We start from the raw sequence: 17,894 nt of genomic DNA, 5'->3' as shown, positions 1-17,894 counted from the left end.
TTATTTTTCTTTTCATTTTGTTTGTAGCATGGCATAATTTTTTGCCAATCTACCATGTATGAGAACCGCAGTTGTATTTTAAAGCTCCTTGCGGTGTTTTATTATAAAAGGAATTTTGCTATGGCAAAGATTGTTGAAACGGGGACAGGTGCATTGGCACTGACTTTTGATGATGTACTTTTACAACCCGGTCATTCTCTTGTTATGCCTAGTCAAGTGGATCTCAGTACGCGCATTGCAGCGGATATTAAGCTCAATTTGCCATTGCTTTCTGCGGCAATGGATACGGTAACAGAATCGCGTTTGGCTATTGCGATGGCTCAAGCTGGTGGTCTTGGAGTTATTCATCGTAATATGTCTCCTGCAGAGCAGGCAGAAGAGGTCCGCCAAGTAAAAAAGTTTGAATCTGGTATGGTTGTTAATCCAGTCACCATTGGACCAGATGCAACACTTGAAGAAGCAAAATCTTTGATGCGCTCTCATGGTATTTCCGGTATTCCGGTTGTTGAAAATGGTGCTAAAGGTGAAACTGCTGGACGGCTTGTTGGCATTTTGACAAATAGGGATGTGCGTTTTGCATCGGATCCCAAACAAAAAATTTATGAATTAATGACGCATGAAAATTTAATCACAGTGCGTGAAAATGTCCAGCTCAATGAAGCAAAATATCTTTTACATCATCACCGTATTGAAAAATTATTGGTTGTGGATGAACAAAATCGTTGTGTCGGACTGATAACAGTTAAGGATATCGAAAAAGCGAAATTAAATCCGAATGCTGCTAAAGATTCTCAAGGGCGTTTGCGTGCTGCAGCGGCTAGTAGTGTTGGGAATGATGGGATTGAGCGTGCTGAACGTCTCATTGACGCAGGCGTTGATGTTCTGGTCATTGATACAGCACATGGACATTCTCAACGTGTGCTAGAAACTGTTGAACGAATTAAAAAGATGACTTCCTCTCCAGCTGTTATTGCTGGGAATGTGGCGACTGCTCAAGCAACGCAGGCATTGATTGACAGTGGTGCAGATGCGGTAAAAGTTGGGATTGGTCCTGGCTCTATTTGCACAACGCGTATAGTTGCTGGTGTCGGTGTACCTCAACTTGCAGCCATTATGAATGCTGCAGAAGTTGCTGAAAAAGCGGGCATTCCCATAATTGCAGATGGAGGGATCAAAGCTTCGGGTGATTTTGCTAAAGCTTTAGCGGGTGGGGCTTGTGCAGCGATGATTGGTTCTCTTTTAGCAGGTACAGAAGAAAGTCCTGGTGAAGTTTATCTATATCAAGGTCGATCTTTTAAAGCCTATCGCGGTATGGGATCTGTTGGTGCTATGGCACGAGGATCGGCTGATCGCTATTTTCAAGATGACGTTCGTGATGAACTTAAGTTGGTTCCTGAAGGTGTGGAGGGGCAGGTGGCTTATAAAGGTCCTATAGCATCAGTTCTACATCAGCTTGCTGGTGGACTTCGTGCTTCGATGGGGTATGTTGGGGCAAAAGATCTCGTAGAGTTTCGTGAAAAAGCAACGTTTGTTCGTATTACGAATGCAGGACTCCATGAAAGTCATACGCATGATGTTTCTATCACACGGGAGAGTCCAAACTATCGTGGGCCAGTTTAAAGATACAAGAGCCTAATGTCATATTGCATCAATATAAAATCTTCCGCAAACAAGGAAGAGAGGCTGTTCTTTTTCTGTTTGTGATTTGGAATAATAATCCTAAAAGGAAAGAATTAGAGGCGAAAACTCTAATTCTTTCTTCAAGACTATGTGAAATAAGTTATATAAAATTAGAATTAACTTTTTGTTGTCTTCCGTCCTGTCTTTGACGCACGTTGGCGAGTGTTTGTCTGATCACTTTGGACGGATTTCTTTGCATTGTTTGAGGGCATTGTATTGTGACGACTTTTAGATGAGGTTGTTTTTCCATTATTATAAGTCATTATTTTCTCCTTTTAAATTGTCTGGCAATTGCCAGTACAATAAAAACGGTCATGCCAAATAGTGGTTCCAAGCATTTTCTAAAAAGTTAATTTTTTGTTAAACGTAAGATGAACTTGTTTAATTTTATGAGAATATTTTTTCTATTTTTTAGAAGGATATCCATACAAAGATGGGAGATATTTTTTTCTGTTGTTCAGACAATTCTCGTAAATTATTTTACGCAAATAATTAAAGAGTTTGGTTTTTTCGTAATGCATGGAGGAAATAAGTTCTTTATGGATGGCTACGTATCTTTTAACATAAGAGGTAGAAGGATAAAAAGCGACTGGGCAGAAGATAAAGGGAAAAATCTAGATACTCTAAATTAGATTTTATAAAAAAATATGGTCAAATCATTTTAATATTGAATATAAATTTTTGATGGCTTTGAGAAGGTTTCATTGGCAAGAAGGAGGTAATATTATTTTTTTAGATGATTTAAAATTTTATTATTTTAATGGGAGAAATGAATGCGATTAGGTGGGCGTTTGCAAGCGGCAATAGATGTTCTCAAAGAGATAGAAATTAGGTATCGCCCAGTAGGAGAAGCTTTAAAAGATTGGGGTCTTTCTCATCGCTTTGCTGGAGCAGGTGATCGCGCAGCCATTGGTACAATCGTTTATGATGTTTTAAGACGACGATATTCTTTACAATGGCGTATGGAGAGTGATGATATCCGAGATATCGTTTTTGGTGCTTTATTAGATTCTGGAAAAATGACGCTGGAGCAAATTGACGGTGAGTTGGCCGAAGATCGGTTTGCTCCGCAGTTATTAGGGGTTAAACAGCGTAAATCATGGCAAGGTCAGCAATTAGTGGATGCTCCAGACTATATTCGTGGTGATATTCCGCAATGGTGTCAAGCGCATCTGCGTCCTTTATTTGGTGATAATTGGATCACTGAAGCGGCTGCGTTAGCAACGCGTCCTTCTTTAGACCTACGGGTAAATAACCTAAAAGCAACACCAGAAAAGGTGCTGAAAGAATTAGCAAAAACCAAACTTAAATCTTTGCCATGGTTTAGACAAGCTTTAAGAATTGCACCGATTGAAAAGTTTAATCGTCATCCCAATGTTCAAGTGGAACCCGCTTTTCAAAAAGGACACTTTGAAATACAGGATTTAGGATCTCAAATTGTTGCTCACCTTGTGGAAGCGCAAGAGAGCATGCAGGTATTAGATTATTGTGCAGGTGCTGGGGGCAAAACATTAGCTTTAGCTTCCGATATGAACAATCGTGGGCAAATTTATGCTTATGATTCCGATAAAGCGCGCTTAGCTCCTATTTTTGATCGTCTTCGACGCGCTGGTGTTCGTAATGTCCAAATACGAGCGCAAAGAGAAGAACTGAGGTCATTAACAGGTCAGATGGATAGAGTTCTAATAGATGCACCCTGTAGTGGGACAGGAACATGGCGTCGTCGTCCTGATGCGAAATGGCGTTTAACATTAGAACAGGTAAAACAACGCCAAACAGAACAGAGGGCTATTTTGAATGAAGCGATAGCTTATCTTAAGCCAAATGGGCGCCTAGTCTATATTACCTGTTCTCTTTTTATAGATGAAAATGAGGAACAAATTTCCCATTTTCTTCAACAACATTCTCATTTTTCTCCAATAGATATGCCAGCGCTTTGGCAGGAACATTTTAGTTTTTCTCCTGTGCAACCAGTTTTTTCAAATTATGGACTTACTTTGTCGCCGGCCACAACACAAACAGATGGGTTCTTTTTATCTGTGTTGCAAAAAAAACATTGATCCATATTTTTGCACTTTTTATCATAAACTTTACGAGAATAATCTTTTTCTTAAGAAAACAGGCTTGTGAAAAGAGAAAGATTGAATCATAACTCTCATGAGTTTTCTTTTACAATTGTTGATTGGTTTTCTATGAGCATATCACATCCAGACACTGTTCTTATTATTGACTTTGGTTCACAAGTTACACAACTTATTGCACGACGGGTGCGAGCAATGGGGGTATACTGTGAAATTGTTCCTTTTCAATTAGCTTTAGAAGCTGTGCGCCGCATAAATCCTAAAGCTATTATTTTATCAGGGAGTCCTTATTCCGTTATTGATGAGGGCTCTCCGCGTGCTCCAATGGAAATTTTTGAGGCGGGTGTTCCGATTCTGGGTATTTGCTATGGTGAACAAGTCATGTGTATTCAGCTTGGAGGAAAGGTTGAAGCTGGACATGAGCGTGAATTTGGGCGTGCTTTTTTGGAAGTGCAAGAAGAGAGTGCCCTTTTTGATGGAGTGTGGGAAAAAGGTTCTCGTTATCAAGTATGGATGAGCCATGGTGACCGTGTGGCAGCTTTACCAGAAGGTTTTCGTGTCATAGGAACCTCAAAAGGAGCTCCCTATGCGGCTATTGCGGATGAAAAAAGACATTTTTATGCGGTACAGTTTCATCCTGAAGTTATCCATACACCGGATGGTACAAAACTTTTGCAAAATTTTGTTCATAAGATCTCTGCTATTAAAGGTAGTTGGTCAATGGCTTCTTATCGTGAGCAGGCAATTGCTACGATACGACAAAAAGTTGGGAAAAGTCGTGTGATTTGTGGTCTTTCAGGGGGAGTGGATTCATCTGTTGTAGCGGTACTCCTTCACGAAGCCATAGGAGATCAACTGACATGCATCTTGGTAGATCATGGATTGATGCGTAAGAATGAGGCTCAGGAGGTTCTTACATTATTCCGTGATCACTATAATATAGAGCTTATTCACGTTAATGCTGCTGATGTGTTTCTTAATGCTTTAGAAGGTGAGACAGATCCAGAAAAAAAACGCAAAACAATTGGTCGTCTTTTTATTGAAGTTTTTGAAGAAGAAACGAAAAAAATAGGAGGTGCAGAGTTTTTAGCACAAGGAACACTTTATCCAGATGTTATTGAGAGTGTATCTGCTATTGGGGAATCGGTAACCATTAAAAGCCATCATAATGTGGGAGGGTTACCAGAACAGATGAATATGAAGCTTGTAGAACCGTTGCGTGAACTCTTTAAGGATGAGGTTCGCTCGCTAGGGCGAGAGTTAGGGCTACCGGAGCAATTTATTGGTCGCCATCCTTTTCCAGGTCCCGGCCTTGCAATTCGGTGTCCAGGTGCTGTAACACGTGAAAAATTAGAAATTTTACGCGAAGCAGATGCTATCTATCTTGAGGAAATCCGTAAAGCTGGTCTTTATGATGAAATTTGGCAAGCTTTTGCTGTTCTTCTTCCTGTTCAAACTGTTGGCGTGATGGGGGATGGTCGCACTTATGAATTTGTTTGTGCTCTTCGCGCTGTCACATCTGTAGATGGAATGACTGCGGATTTTTATCCTTATGATATGGCATTTTTAAGTAAGACAGCAGCACGTATTATTAACGAAGTTAGAGGAATTAATCGTGTTGTGTATGATGTAACCTCCAAGCCTCCTGGTACCATTGAATGGGAATAATTGAAATGAAGGATAAGCCTTTTTCAGAATAAAATATGACTGAGGGTTTGATATTCAGAAAAATGTAGAAAAAATCTTTAAAAATGATTGTGCATTTTCATGTGATATAAGTCTTTATCTGAAAATCTGTACGTCAATATATTGAAAAGTGAGAAGTATGAAATTTTGCATGTCTGAGAAAAAAATTGTTGCACATCGTGGTGGAGCTCATCTTTATCCTGAAAATACTCTTTCTGCATTTAATAATGCCATAGCGTTAGGTGTTGATGAAGTTGAATGTGATGTTCACTTACTGAAAAGCGGTGAGGTGGTTGTCTTTCACGATTTTCATCTAGAGCAATTGGTTGGCAAAAAGGGATATATTCACGACATCGATAATGAAACACGCAAACAACTCTGCGTGAAAGGAAGCCGAGAAGCACCTCCTTTATTAGAAGAGGTGCTTGATCTTCTAGCGCCAACAAATGTTGCGTTGCATCTTGAAATCAAAACATGTGGTGAAGTGGAGCGTGAAACAATATTATCCCAAAAAGCGCTTGCGCTCATAAAAAGCCGCAATTTAACAGAACGGGTTTCTGCAATTAGTTTTGATCCTTTAGTCCTTCGTCCTTTTATTGAAGCAGGAATACCATCTGGTCCATGTGTTGATAATTTTGAAGGTGATATGGACCGTCATTTTTCTGAATGGAAACAATTGGGATATTCTGATCTCAGTTTAAATGGTTCTATTGTTTCACAGAACTTTATTGAATCAGCTCTTGGGGCTGGTTTTACTGTAGGAGTATGGACGATCAACGGAAAAGCTCGGTTATCACATTGGCTTGATATGCCTGTACATTATATTACGACAGATCAACCTGATCTTGCATTGAAATTGCGAGCACAAAGGTAAAAAATATATATTTTATAAAAGAAACTCCTGTACCTTCATAAAGCTAGTATGATGGAAAAAATATCTAATATATAACAATAATACATTGATTTATAATGCTAATTAATAGTTTATTCATATAATTAAGAGACCTTAATACGTCAGTTTCTCTTATTTCAAATATTTTTACAATGAATCAATCAAAATCATTCGTTTTCACATTACAAGCAGGGTTGGTGTGTGGATAAAAAATTATTGAGAAAAGAATAAAAATATTCATTTAACGTATTTCAAATGCAAGACTTGTTGAAGCGTGAGGGTCTCATATGATGATGTTCTTTTGCACTTTTATGAAGTGTAAAATGATGGCATACAAAAAGTCTTAGACACTTTAGTGGAGAGGCTTTATGGCTTATTTTATAGGAGCTATCATGAAATGTAGAGGTATTGAAAGATTTTTTAACAGCATGGAAATTGGTAATACAGTGTCATTTTGTTTTGCGTGAGGGGTGTGATCTCGTTACAGGGAAAGAGACTATTAGGCGCTCAAAATGATTTTTTTAATTTTAAGAGAAATTCTATTTGTCTCTTCGTTAATACATAAGAAAGCTTATAAAAGAAAATGAATAAATTTAAACAAATTCATTTGACCTTTTGGTGGTTCCTGTTTAAATGAGAGAATATGTTTCTGAAATAAAACTGTCATAGCATGTTCATGTGTAATACTATAAATTTAGGGGTAGTTTGTATTCCATCACTTCAGAAAGGGTGAACCATGAGTCGTTTTTATCTTTCCATAGCGGCCACGGTTGCTATCATAATGTCTACAGCGGGGGTGACAGCAAGTTTTGCACAGACAAAAATCAGCTTTTGGCATTCTATGAGTGGTGAATTAGGAAAGCAAACTGAAAGTCTTATTAACGATTTTAATGCGAGTCAGTCTGAATATAAAGTTATTTCTTCATATCGCGGTGAGTATGAAGAGGGTTTGATTTCACTCATTGCAGCATTTCGTGGAAAGAAACAGCCAGTGCTCGCTCAAATTTATGACGTTGGTACTGGAACTATGATGGCAGCAAAAGGCGCAATCTATCCATTTTATCAACTTATGGCTGATACAAAACAAGAGTTCGATTCTACAGATTATTTTCCTGCTATTAGTGGCTATTACTCCGATGAACAGGGGCGTATGGTTTCTATGCCATTCAATATTTCAACACCAATCCTTTATTATAACAAAGATATCTTTAAAAAAGCAGGGCTTGATCCAGAACAGCCTCCTAAAACGTGGCAAGATATAGAAGATTTTTCCAAAAAAATTCTTGAGACTAAAGCGGCAACGTGTGGTTTTACAATGACTTATGCCGCTCAATGGATTGGTATAGAAAACTTTTCAGCGTTGCATAATGTTCCTTTTGGAACGAAGGAAAATGGCTTTAAAGGATTTGATTCAGAACTTACATTTAATGGACCTTTACAAGTACATATGTGGACTGACCTAAAAAAGTGGTCTGATCAAGGTATTTTCCGCTATGGTGGTCCTGCTGGCGCATTAGATTCAACACCAATGTTTATGGCACAAAATTGTGCAATTTTAATGCAATCTTCAGGATCATATGCTGGAATTGTTTCTGAAGCTCAGTTTAATGTGGGGGTTGGTATGCTACCGTACTATAAGGATGTAGAAGGAGCACCGCAAAATTCAGTTATTGGGGGAGCTTCTATTTGGACGTTTAAGGGCCATACCGCAAAGGAATATGCGGGGGCAGCCGCTTTTCTTAAATTTCTTTCAAAAACAGAAAATCAAGCAAGATGGCATCAGGAGACAGGTTATCTTCCAACCACAAAAGCAACTTATGAATTGAGCAAAAAACAACATTTCTATGAGAAAACGCCAGGTGCCGATATAGCTATCAAGCAGATCAATCTTAATCCTCCAACAGTTAATTCGAAAGGGATAAGATTTGGTAATTTACCACAAATCCGTGCCATTCTTGATCAAGAGTTGGAAGCTGTTCTTAGTGGTTCAAAAACACCGAAAGATGGTTTAGATGAGACCGTTAAACGTGGAAATAAACTTTTGCGTGAATTTGAAAAATCTAATCATTAATTTCGTTTTATTGTTAAACATTAAAGACTCAACAAAAACAGTTGAGTCCTTTTTGTTTGTCTTTTTAAAGTCTCTACATTTAAAGAGCCCTACGAATGCAAGAAAAACATGCATATTTTAAAAATAGTCTCCTTTCTTACGGATTGCTTTTTCCTCAGCTTCTTGTGACTTTTTTGTTTTTCTTTTGGCCTGCTGCTCAAGCAATAAAATCATCTTTTGAGCGTGAAGACCCTTTTGGCTTTACAGCAACCTTTATTGGTTTTGAAAATTATCTAACCGTTCTTTCTGATCCTGCTTATCTGCAATCACTTCTTACAACCGCAGTATTTTCCATCTCAGTTACTGTCGTATCAATGACAATATCGCTTCTTTTAGCTGTCTGTGTTGATCGTGTCATCTGTGCAAAAAAGGCTTATACAATGCTTTTGCTTTGGCCCTATGCTGTTGCTCCAGTATTGGCAGGTATATTATGGTTGTTTATCTTTCATCCCACTATTGGGATTATCCCTTTTCTTCTCGAAAAAATAGGGGTTTTATGGAATTATCGTATTAATGGCAATCAAGCGATGCTTCTTATTGTCATTGCGGCTAGCTGGAAACAGATTTCTTACAATTTTCTCTTTTTTCTTACAGGTCTTCAGTCCGTTCCGCGTTCTCAAATAGAAGCCGCAGCTATTGATGGTGCTGGTCCCTTTAAACGATTTTGGACGGTGGTCTTTCCGCAAATTTCACCAACGACATTTTTTCTTCTTATCGTTAATGTCAATTATGTTATGTTTGATACTTTTGGTATCATTGATAGCACAACTTCTGGAGGTCCTGCGCGTGCAACGAGCATCCTCGTCTATAAAGTATATGATGATGGCTTTAGAAATCAAATAATCGGTGCATCGGCAGTACAATCAACACTATTGATGTTGATGGTTATTGTCTTAACGTTTATCCAATTTCGCTGGATTGAGCGTCGTGTACAATATTAGGAAATAAGTTATGGTTGAAAATCGCCCTGTTTTGAAATTTCTAACCCATATAACGCTTATTGTTGGTATTATCATTATTTGCTTTCCAGTTTATGTTGCTATCATTGCATCAACTCATAGTTCAGCAGCATTTAACTCAGGAACACTTCCTCTTTTGCCTGGGAAGTATGCTCTGGAAAATTATAAAACAATCTTTGGTGATGGCCTTGCACAGCTGGGTTTGCCCAACCTCTGGCCACTCTTAATGAATTCACTCATTATGGCTCTTGGGATTAGTATTGGAAAAATTATTATTTCACTTTTGTCTGCTTATGCAATTGTTTACATGCGTTTTCCCTTCCGAAAAACTGCTTTTGTTCTTATTTTTGTTACATTGATGCTCCCTGTCGAAGTTCGTATTCTTCCAACCTATGAGATTGTTGCGAAATTGGGGATGGTTAACACTTATAGTGGAATGATTATTCCACTTATTGCATCTGCAACTGCTACATTTTTATTTCGCCAGTTTTTTTTGACTGTTCCAGATGAACTCTTAGAGGCGGCACGTGTTGATGGTGCAGGTCCAGTTAAATTTTTTAAGGATATTCTTCTTCCTCTTAGTAAAAGCAATATCGCTGCTTTATTTATCATTATGTTCATTTATGGATGGATACAATATCTCTGGCCTCTTATCATCACAACGGATCAAAATCATCAAACGATCCTTATTATTTTAAAACAGCTTATTGTCGAATCACTTCAACATGATCCTCAATGGAATATACTCATGGCAGTATCGGTTGTTGCCATGGTTCCCCCTGTTCTTGTTGTTATCTTCATGCAGCGGCTTTTTATCAAAGGCCTTATTGAAACGGAGAAGTAATTGTGGCCATAATCCAGTTATCAAATATAAAAAAACAGTATGACAACGGCATTCTGGTCATTGATGATTTAAACTTAACTATTGCCGATAAAGAACTTCTTGTTCTTGTTGGTCCTTCAGGGTGTGGAAAATCAACCTTATTACGTATTATTGCAGGGCTTGAACAAGTTACCTCAGGTGAACTACGTATTGATAACGAACGTATCAATGATCGTGAACCCGCTGATCGTGATGTTGCTATGGTTTTTCAAAATTATGCTCTTTATCCCCATATGACAGTTCGTGGAAATTTAGAATATGGTCTTAAAAATCGAAAAACCCCTAAAGAAGAAATTAAAAAACGTATCGCACATGCTGCAAAACTTTTGGAAATAGAACCATTTCTTGATCGTAAACCACGACAATTATCAGGAGGACAACGCCAGCGTGTAGCAATGGGGCGTGTGATTGTACGTCAACCCCGTGTTTTTCTCTTTGATGAACCTCTTTCAAATCTTGATGCAAAATTACGGGCACAAATGTGTATTGAGATAAAAACACTACAGCGTTCATTAGGAACAACCAGCCTCTATGTTACCCATGATCAACTAGAAGCTATGACATTAGCTGATAGAATAGTCGTTTTGAATAAAGGAGCTATCGAGCAAATTGGAACACCAATGGAAATTTACGATACTCCAGCAACAACATTTGTTGCTGATTTTATTGGTTCTCCTCCTATGAATTTTCTTGATCGCCATGTCTTAGAACAACATTTAGGGCATTCATTTACTTATAGCGAAGAAACAGATCTTTTAGCCTTCAGACCTGAGATAATCTTATTGGGCGAACATCCAGATAAAGGACCAGTCTTTCACACAAAAATTGAGCTTATCAAGCCTATTGGAACAGGTTGCCATGTTTTAACGCGTTGGAATGGTATCATCTTTACGATTGAAATAAAAGAGCGCTTGACACACGACTATGGTCAAAAACTAAGTTTCACTGTCGCTTATCAGAATTTTCATACTTTTAATAAAAACACTGGAAAGCGCACAAATAATAAGTAAGCATTAATTGATGTGACACGACTCTCTTTTATGCTGCGTCATGATAATGTTGTGTTTTGACTTTCTCGATTACGTTCACAAAATCAGAGTATAACCGATGAGATTAAAAATAAAATTTTAAAAGTTTTGGTAATGGTCCATTGTCACATGATGTTGAGAATATTCGAAACACTCATATAATGAAATCTTGCACTTTTATGGTCTATAAGAAGGATATTATTTTCAAACATCAAACATTCTTTTCATTGTAGAAAAACATCAAGAGATAATAACCATTTATTAACCATATTTCTTCTCATTTAGAAAGGTACTTTATCAATAAAAAACAATCTATTATTATCTATTTCCTGATGTAATAATTTATGTATCTTATAAAGAATGAATAAGAAAAATAGAGAGAGAAAATTATTCATAAATGATGGCACTATGCACCTTATATCTTAACTTTGATCCATTTTAGCATCTATAGGGTATAAATTTTTTCTGTAAAATCAACTTTGTTTTATATCATTGTCACCAATCATGAGGATTGAATATCATTGGTAACATAATCATAGATCTATGATTTTATGAATTTTTTCTTCTCTCTTTCGTAGAAGATTTTTTAAGGTTTCGTGATAGCATCAATGATGGTATTTACATTATGTTCCATCATATCGAGATAAGTTGCTGCAGGGCCATTTTTGTTTGACAATGCATCAGAATAAAGTGTTCCACCAATTGTTAAACCTGTTTCTTTTGCAATCTGTTTTATGAGACGGGGATTAGAGATATTTTCAACGAATAGGGCAGCTGCTTTATTCGCTTTAATTTGTTTGATAAGCTTGGCTACATCGGCTGCGGTTGCTTCAGCTTCTGTTGAAGCACTTTGAGGGGCAAGGATAGTAAAACCATATTCCTTGGCAAAATAGCCAAAGGCATCATGAGATGTGATAATGATACGTTTATCTTTAGGAATGGCAGCAATTTTTGTTTTCAGGGTATCTTGTGCTATTTTAAGTTTTTGGATGTAGGTTTCGGCATTTTTTTTGTAGCTGGTACAGGATTGTGGATCGATTTTACAAAAAGCAGCAGCGATATTCTTCACATAGATTTCGACATTGGGAATTGTTTGCCAAGCGTGTGGATCAATAACGCTGTGATGATGGGCATCATGTTCTTGTTTTTTCATTTTGAGAGGGGGTATATTATCACTAACTTTGACAAGAAGTGCTTTTGTACCACTTGCTGTAATGAGGCGATCAATAAATCCTTCTAAATGAAGCCCGTTGATGAAAATAATTTGAGCATTTCTAAGAGCTTGAGCATCATGGGGGGTAGGTTCATAAGTGTGGGTATTCGCATTGGGACCTACAAAAGTGGTCATAGAGATATGGTTGTCTCCTACATTTTTGACGAGATCTGCGAGAATAGAAAAGCTCGCAACAACTTTGATTTTATTGTGTGCAGAAGCAGAAAATGGAGAAAGGGCAAGCAATAAAGCTCCAAGAAGAGCAAATTTTTGAGCAAACTTAGGCACATTTTTTTCCTTAAAGTGAGGAGGTATAGAAGAGGTGGGGAAACCATGTTACAATAAAGCCACGTGGGCTTATCAAACAGGAAACAAGATAAATAAATCCTGCGGCCATGATGATAGCTGGGCCGGAGGGAAGTGAAAGATGAAAAGAAAGCAGGAGACCACATACGCTAGAAATGATTCCAAAAAGAGTGGAAAGCGCGCAAATAGGGCCTAGCCGTGAAAACCAAAAACGGGCTGTAATGGCTGGAATCATCATAATGCCAACGGAGAGTAATGTTCCTAGTGATTGAAAGCCTCCAACCAGATTCAACACCACAAGTCCAAGCAATGAAATATGAATATATTTACTCAATGGAGAGAGTGATTTAAAAAAGAGGGGGTCAAAGCTTTCTAAAACGAGTGCACGCCAAAAAATACAAAGGCTGCAGAGTGTAATCAGCATTATAGTAGTGATTAACCAAAGGGCTTGTGCATCAAGTGCAAGAACCGATCCGAATAAGAGATGAAGCAGCTCAATTGTTGAGTCTTTCAGTGAGATAATAATAACACCTGACGCGAGTGCAATAAGATAAAAGACGGTCATTGATGCATCTTCTTTCTGAAAGCTGTTTCGTGAAATCAAAATGGTTGCTAAAGCAACAATAAGACCAGCGAAGATGCCACCAAGTGTCATAGATGTGAGGGAAAAACCACAAATCAGAAAAGCAGTTGCAACACCAGGAAGAATGGCATGAGAAATAGCATCTCCTGTCAAGCTCATTCCACGGAGCATCAAAAATACACCAACAGGACAAGCGCTAATAGACAGGAAAATAGAACCGATAAGGGCGTTTTGCATAAATTGGAAATCAACAAAGGGGGCAAGAAAAAATGCATACACGTCTTATAACCTAAGAAAGAGAGGATCATTGATGGGAAGATTTTGTTTTTGTGCGCTAACAGGGAAAGAATTGGATGAGAGAGGTGGCATAACGTGATGAATGGTGTTGTTTAAAAACTGTGTTGTTTCTCCATAAAAGGCGTTTTGTTGATCAATTTGAATCATTTGGGGGAAAAATTCTTGCACGATGAGAGGGTTATGGAGTGCGGTGAGAATTGTGCGTCCTTGCTGTTGCCAGCATGTAATCAGTGCAAGAAGATCTTTTTGGGTATTATGATCTACACCATTGAAAGGTTCATCAAGCAAAATAATATTGGCATCTTGTACAATGATACGTGCAAAAAGAGCGCGTTGCAATTGCCCGCCTGATAATGTTTCAAGCGAACGGGGTGCGAGTTCTGTAAGCCCAACCATTTTAAGAGCATTTTGAATCTTAGAATCATAAGGGCGCTGGTTTTTCCATAATCCACAAAAAGACCACAATCCTGTTTTTACAAGCGTTTTCACATCAATTGGAAATGTTTGATCTACATCACATTGCTGAGCAAGATAAGCAATGCGGCTTTTTTTTGGTTTTGTAATTTTTCCTTTAAGAGGTTTAATCAATCCGGCGATGGCTTTTAGCAGTGTTGATTTTCCAGCGCCATTATCACCTGTTATTGCAACCAATGAACCAGCTTTTAACTTTGCTGAAAAGTTCTTTATTGCTATTCTATTCCTATAGCCTAATGTTGTCTTATTGAAGTGCAGATCCATATTTTTTACCATCATTGCTTATTATTTGGGAAACTATGTAATAATATAACGTTTGTCAACAAAATGTTATATTATTACATAGTTTTGAGTACTGAAAATTTTAGTGTGAAGATCGTGGAAAATTAAAAATAATAATTGAATTCACCTTGACGAAAGAGAGAGAGTATATACTATATATAGTATCAAAATGATTGGTGATTCTAAATAAGCACAAGAGAGGGTGTTAGTGTGTTTCGTTTGGTATCTAAGTTATTTCCATTATTGTAAAGAGTTTATTGGCCAAAGGTATAGCAGTATTTTTACTGAAGAATCTCTTTTGGAAGGATTCCCTTTCGTTTTTGTAATTGATTTTTGCCGTAAAAGAGTAAAACAGAGCTCTTGAAAAACGGTGGTTTAGAACGTTAGTTTTTTAGACAGCAGGAGGGAATTGTAATGCAAACAAAAGATTGTTTTATAACTAGGGGGCTTTGCCATTTAAGTTGTAGAATAATCGCTTATTCTCATCATAGTTTTTGAAGTTATTTGATGAGGAATTCTGTTATGTTCAGGAAGCAGTGTATTATTTGAAAATAACCACATGTTTTGCGTACAATTTCTGTTTTTTGTTATTCTTGAGTACCTATAAAATTATTAGATTGACCTTTCAGGGTTGATTGTTTGGAATTGTGAAAGTTGAAGAAAATGTCGATCACTATTTATAGCAAACCATCTTGTGTCCAATGTGATGCTACACGCCGCGCTTTTGATGCAAAAGGCATTCATTATCGTGTTGTTGATATTTCTTGTGATGAACAAGCATACAGTTTTGTTCAATCTCTGGGGTATCGTCAGGTTCCTGTCGTTGTTTGTGGTGAAAATCATTGGTCTGGTTTTAGACCAGATATGATTAGTGGTCTTTGTGCTTAATGGGGCTTATTGTTTATTATTCGAGTGCAACGGGTAATACAGAACATTTTGTCTCGCAGCTTGGTCAACGACTCTTCAAAATTGATAAAAGAAAGCCTTCTGCATTGGTTGGTGAACCTTATGTATTGGTTGTTCCTACATATGCAGATGGCGAAGGAAGAGGGGCCGTGCCGAAAGCCGTTGTCCAGTTTCTTAATGAAGCTGAGAACCGAAAATTAATTTGTGGTGTTATTGGCGGTGGGAATCGTAATTTTGGTCGCTATTATAATTTAGCAAGTAAAATTATTGCTGAAAAATGTTGTGTACCTTGCCTTTATCGTTTTGAGCTGCGTGGAACTGATGAAGACGTTATTTATGTAAAAAAGGGATTGGAAAGATTTTGGAAACAATTGGTATAGGACAATCGCAGAAATCGGATCAGATTACAGATTATCATGCGTTGAATGCAATGCTTAATCTTTATGATGAAAATGGTCATATTCAATTTGATATGGATCGGCTTGCTGCACGGCAATATTTTCTTCAGCATGTTAATCAAAATACAGTTTTTTTTCATAACCTGAAGGAAAAAATAGATTACTTAATAGAAGAAGGTTATTATGAAAAAGCTTTATTTGAGCTTTATGATTTTTCTTTTATTAAAAAGCTTTTTAAACGTGCTTATGCATTTAAGTTTCGTTTTCCTACCTTTTTAGGCGCATTTAAGTACTATACCAGCTATACACTGAAGACTTTTGATGGGAAACGTTATCTTGAACGTTATGAAGATCGTGTCTGTCTTGTGGCTTTATATTTGGCACAAGGGAATAAAGCTCTTGCTGAAAGTTTTGTGGATGAAATTATTACAGGACGTTTTCAACCGGCAACACCGACATTTTTAAATGCTGGGAAAAAACAACGAGGTGAATTGGTTTCGTGTTTTTTGCTACGTGTTGAAGATAATATGGAATCGATAGGTCGTGCGGTTAATTCGGCTTTGCAGCTTTCAAAACGTGGTGGAGGTGTGGCGCTTTGTTTAACGAATTTGCGGGAAGCTGGAGCGCCAATTAAGCAAATAGAAAATCAGTCCTCAGGTGTTTTACCAGTGATGAAACTTTTGGAAGATTCTTTTTCTTACGCCAATCAGCTTGGGGCACGTCAGGGGGCTGGAGCTGTTTATTTGCATGCTCATCATTTAGATATTATGAAGTTTTTGGATACAAAGCGTGAAAATGCTGATGAAAAAGTTAGAATTAAAACGCTTTCGCTTGGTGTTGTTATTCCTGATATTACTTTTGAGCTTGCACGGAATAATGAGGATATGTATCTCTTCTCATCGTATGACATCGAGCGTGTGACAGGTAAGCCCTTTAGCGATATTTCTTTAACGGAGCATTATCGTTCTTTTGTTGATAATGCAAAGATTCGTAAAAAGAAAATAAGTGCACGCGTTTTTTTCCAGACATTAGCGGAAATTCAATTTGAGTCGGGCTATCCCTATATTTTATTTGAGGATACTGCTAATCGATCGAATCCGATAGCTGGGCGCATAAGTATGAGCAATTTATGTTCAGAAATTTTGCAGGTGAGTGAGGCGAGTGAACTGGAGACAGATTTAACTTATCGCACGATTGGAAGTGATATATCCTGTAATCTTGGATCCATGAATATTGCCAAAGCAATGGAAAGTCCTAATTTTGGACAGACCGTGGAATCTGCTGTTCGCGCTCTGACTGCTGTTTCGGATATGAGCAATATTGATTGTGTGCCTTCCATTGCGAAAGGCAATGCTGAAAGTCATGCGATTGGTTTGGGACAAATGAATTTGCATGGGTTTCTAGCGCGTGAGCAGATCTATTATGGGTCTCCAGAAGCGATTGATTTTACCAATATCTATTTTTATATTGTGACATATCACGCCATACGTGCTTCCAATTTAATTGCGCGCGAACGTCAAGAAATGTTTGCAGGGTTTGAAAAATCAGCTTATGCAGATGGACGTTTTTTCGAAAAATATATTGAAAGAGAATGGAAACCGCAATTTGCGCTTGTGCAAGAGCTTTTTGAGCGGAACAATATTGTTATTCCAAGTCAAAAGGATTGGCAGGAACTCAAGGATTTAGTTGTTGAGTACGGGCTTTATAATCGCAATCTACAGGCAGTTCCTCCCACGGGATCTATCTCCTATATTAATCATGCCACTTCCTCTATTCATCCGATTGCTTCAAAAATCGAAATTCGCAAAGAGGGAAAAATTGGGCGCGTTTATTATCCCGCTCCTTATATGGATAATACGAATTTGAATTTTTACCAAGATGCTTATGAGATTGGTCCTGAAAAAATTATAGATACCTATGCTGCGGCAACACAGCATGTTGATCAAGGTCTTTCATTAACATTATTTTTTCCTGATACGGCTACTACACGTGATATTAATCGCGCACAAATTTATGCCTGGAAAAAGGGGATAAAAAGTATTTACTATGTACGATTACGGCAAGTAGCATTGAGTGGAACAGAAGTAGATGGCTGTGTTTCGTGTAGTTTATAGGA

At 37.7% G+C, this 17,894-nt stretch carries 15 protein-coding genes; 11 read left to right on the top strand and 4 right to left on the bottom strand.

Going from position 1 to position 17,894, the window contains the following annotated elements; all coding sequences use genetic code 11:
- The first annotated feature begins 120 nt into the window (after positions 1–120).
- A complete protein-coding gene (guaB, locus tag ACFILW_RS04990; protein WP_375646024.1) occupies positions 121–1,620 on the top strand; it encodes an IMP dehydrogenase in 1,500 nt (499 codons plus the stop codon).
- A gap of 176 nt (positions 1,621–1,796) precedes the next feature.
- Here guaB and ACFILW_RS04985 read toward each other — a convergent pair whose 3' ends face one another.
- On the bottom strand, positions 1,797–1,943 hold the full coding sequence (locus ACFILW_RS04985) for a hypothetical protein (RefSeq protein WP_375622973.1): 147 nt from the start codon (positions 1,941–1,943) through the stop codon (positions 1,797–1,799).
- Between the two features lie 510 nt (positions 1,944–2,453).
- Between ACFILW_RS04985 and ACFILW_RS04980 the strand changes: the two genes are divergently transcribed.
- From ACFILW_RS04980 to ACFILW_RS04950, 7 genes are all read left to right on the top strand, one after another.
- Positions 2,454–3,740: an RsmB/NOP family class I SAM-dependent RNA methyltransferase gene (locus tag ACFILW_RS04980; RefSeq protein WP_375685274.1), complete on the top strand. Its 1,287-nt coding sequence runs from the start codon at positions 2,454–2,456 to the stop codon at positions 3,738–3,740.
- Between the two features lie 132 nt (positions 3,741–3,872).
- Positions 3,873–5,429 carry a glutamine-hydrolyzing GMP synthase gene (gene guaA, locus ACFILW_RS04975; protein ID WP_375685282.1) on the top strand — a complete coding sequence of 519 codons (1,557 nt, stop codon included), beginning with the start codon at positions 3,873–3,875 and terminating at the stop codon, positions 5,427–5,429.
- Between the two features lie 169 nt (positions 5,430–5,598).
- A complete protein-coding gene (locus tag ACFILW_RS04970; protein ID WP_375685273.1) occupies positions 5,599–6,321 on the top strand; it encodes a glycerophosphodiester phosphodiesterase in 723 nt (240 codons plus the stop codon).
- Positions 6,322–7,075: 754 nt separating this feature from the next.
- Positions 7,076–8,410: a sn-glycerol-3-phosphate ABC transporter substrate-binding protein UgpB gene (gene ugpB / locus ACFILW_RS04965; protein WP_375622979.1), complete on the top strand. Its 1,335-nt coding sequence runs from the start codon at positions 7,076–7,078 to the stop codon at positions 8,408–8,410.
- 95 nt (positions 8,411–8,505) lie between these two features.
- Positions 8,506–9,390: a sn-glycerol-3-phosphate ABC transporter permease UgpA gene (gene ugpA / locus ACFILW_RS04960; protein WP_375622981.1), complete on the top strand. Its 885-nt coding sequence runs from the start codon at positions 8,506–8,508 to the stop codon at positions 9,388–9,390.
- A 10-nt stretch (positions 9,391–9,400) separates the two neighbouring features.
- Positions 9,401–10,252 (top strand): sn-glycerol-3-phosphate ABC transporter permease UgpE, encoded by an 852-nt coding sequence (ugpE, locus tag ACFILW_RS04955; protein WP_375646016.1) that lies wholly within the window; start codon positions 9,401–9,403, stop codon positions 10,250–10,252.
- A gap of 2 nt (positions 10,253–10,254) precedes the next feature.
- The gene (locus ACFILW_RS04950) at positions 10,255–11,301 is read left to right on the top strand and encodes a sn-glycerol-3-phosphate import ATP-binding protein UgpC (RefSeq protein ID WP_375685272.1); all 1,047 of its coding nucleotides are present in this window, start codon (positions 10,255–10,257) and stop codon (positions 11,299–11,301) included.
- 604 nt (positions 11,302–11,905) lie between these two features.
- Here ACFILW_RS04950 and ACFILW_RS04945 read toward each other — a convergent pair.
- Genes ACFILW_RS04945 through ACFILW_RS04935 form a run of 3 tightly spaced genes read right to left on the bottom strand, consistent with a single transcriptional unit; the run spans position 11,906 to position 14,456 of the window.
- Positions 11,906–12,820: a metal ABC transporter solute-binding protein, Zn/Mn family gene (locus tag ACFILW_RS04945; RefSeq protein WP_375685271.1), complete on the bottom strand. Its 915-nt coding sequence runs from the start codon at positions 12,818–12,820 to the stop codon at positions 11,906–11,908.
- A 10-nt stretch (positions 12,821–12,830) separates the two neighbouring features.
- The gene (locus tag ACFILW_RS04940; RefSeq protein ID WP_375685270.1) at positions 12,831–13,700 is read right to left on the bottom strand and encodes a metal ABC transporter permease; all 870 of its coding nucleotides are present in this window, start codon (positions 13,698–13,700) and stop codon (positions 12,831–12,833) included.
- 3 nt (positions 13,701–13,703) lie between these two features.
- Positions 13,704–14,456, bottom strand: coding sequence for an ABC transporter ATP-binding protein (locus ACFILW_RS04935; RefSeq protein WP_375685269.1), 753 nt, complete (start codon positions 14,454–14,456; stop codon positions 13,704–13,706).
- A 681-nt stretch (positions 14,457–15,137) separates the two neighbouring features.
- Between ACFILW_RS04935 and nrdH the strand changes: the two genes are divergently transcribed.
- The 3 genes from nrdH to nrdE are packed head-to-tail and all read left to right on the top strand — an operon-like array spanning position 15,138 to position 17,892.
- Positions 15,138–15,362 (top strand): glutaredoxin-like protein NrdH, encoded by a 225-nt coding sequence (gene nrdH, locus ACFILW_RS04930; protein ID WP_005774163.1) that lies wholly within the window; start codon positions 15,138–15,140, stop codon positions 15,360–15,362.
- Positions 15,362–15,760, top strand: a complete 399-nt coding sequence (gene nrdI / locus ACFILW_RS04925) for a class Ib ribonucleoside-diphosphate reductase assembly flavoprotein NrdI (protein ID WP_375613294.1) — start codon at positions 15,362–15,364, stop codon at positions 15,758–15,760. The genes nrdH and nrdI overlap by 1 nt, the downstream gene beginning before the upstream one ends.
- Entirely contained in the window at positions 15,742–17,892 is a 2,151-nt protein-coding gene (gene nrdE, locus ACFILW_RS04920) for a class 1b ribonucleoside-diphosphate reductase subunit alpha (protein ID WP_375622994.1), read from the top strand. The genes nrdI and nrdE overlap by 19 nt, the downstream gene beginning before the upstream one ends.
- The last annotated feature ends 2 nt before the right edge of the window (positions 17,893–17,894 follow it).

The organism is Bartonella sp. TT110JLCBS (genome assembly GCF_042193405.1).
GTDB lineage: Bacteria > Pseudomonadota > Alphaproteobacteria > Rhizobiales > Rhizobiaceae > Bartonella.
The sequence above is the reverse complement of the archived record's forward strand: the minus strand, read 5'-3'. Positions and strand labels throughout refer to the sequence as shown.

Coding starts and splice junctions, on each gene's coding strand:
- ugpE (WP_375646016.1), top strand. CDS start 9,401: ATGGTTGAAAATCGCCCTGTTTTGAAATTTCTAACCCATATAACGCTT.
- ACFILW_RS04970 (WP_375685273.1), top strand. CDS start 5,599: ATGTCTGAGAAAAAAATTGTTGCACATCGTGGTGGAGCTCATCTTTAT.
- guaB (WP_375646024.1), top strand. CDS start 121: ATGGCAAAGATTGTTGAAACGGGGACAGGTGCATTGGCACTGACTTTT.
- ACFILW_RS04985 (WP_375622973.1), bottom strand. CDS start 1,943: ATGACTTATAATAATGGAAAAACAACCTCATCTAAAAGTCGTCACAAT.
- guaA (WP_375685282.1), top strand. CDS start 3,873: ATGAGCATATCACATCCAGACACTGTTCTTATTATTGACTTTGGTTCA.
- nrdH (WP_005774163.1), top strand. CDS start 15,138: ATGTCGATCACTATTTATAGCAAACCATCTTGTGTCCAATGTGATGCT.
- nrdI (WP_375613294.1), top strand. CDS start 15,362: ATGGGGCTTATTGTTTATTATTCGAGTGCAACGGGTAATACAGAACAT.
- ugpA (WP_375622981.1), top strand. CDS start 8,506: ATGCAAGAAAAACATGCATATTTTAAAAATAGTCTCCTTTCTTACGGA.
- ACFILW_RS04935 (WP_375685269.1), bottom strand. CDS start 14,456: ATGGATCTGCACTTCAATAAGACAACATTAGGCTATAGGAATAGAATA.
- ugpB (WP_375622979.1), top strand. CDS start 7,076: ATGAGTCGTTTTTATCTTTCCATAGCGGCCACGGTTGCTATCATAATG.
- ACFILW_RS04980 (WP_375685274.1), top strand. CDS start 2,454: ATGCGATTAGGTGGGCGTTTGCAAGCGGCAATAGATGTTCTCAAAGAG.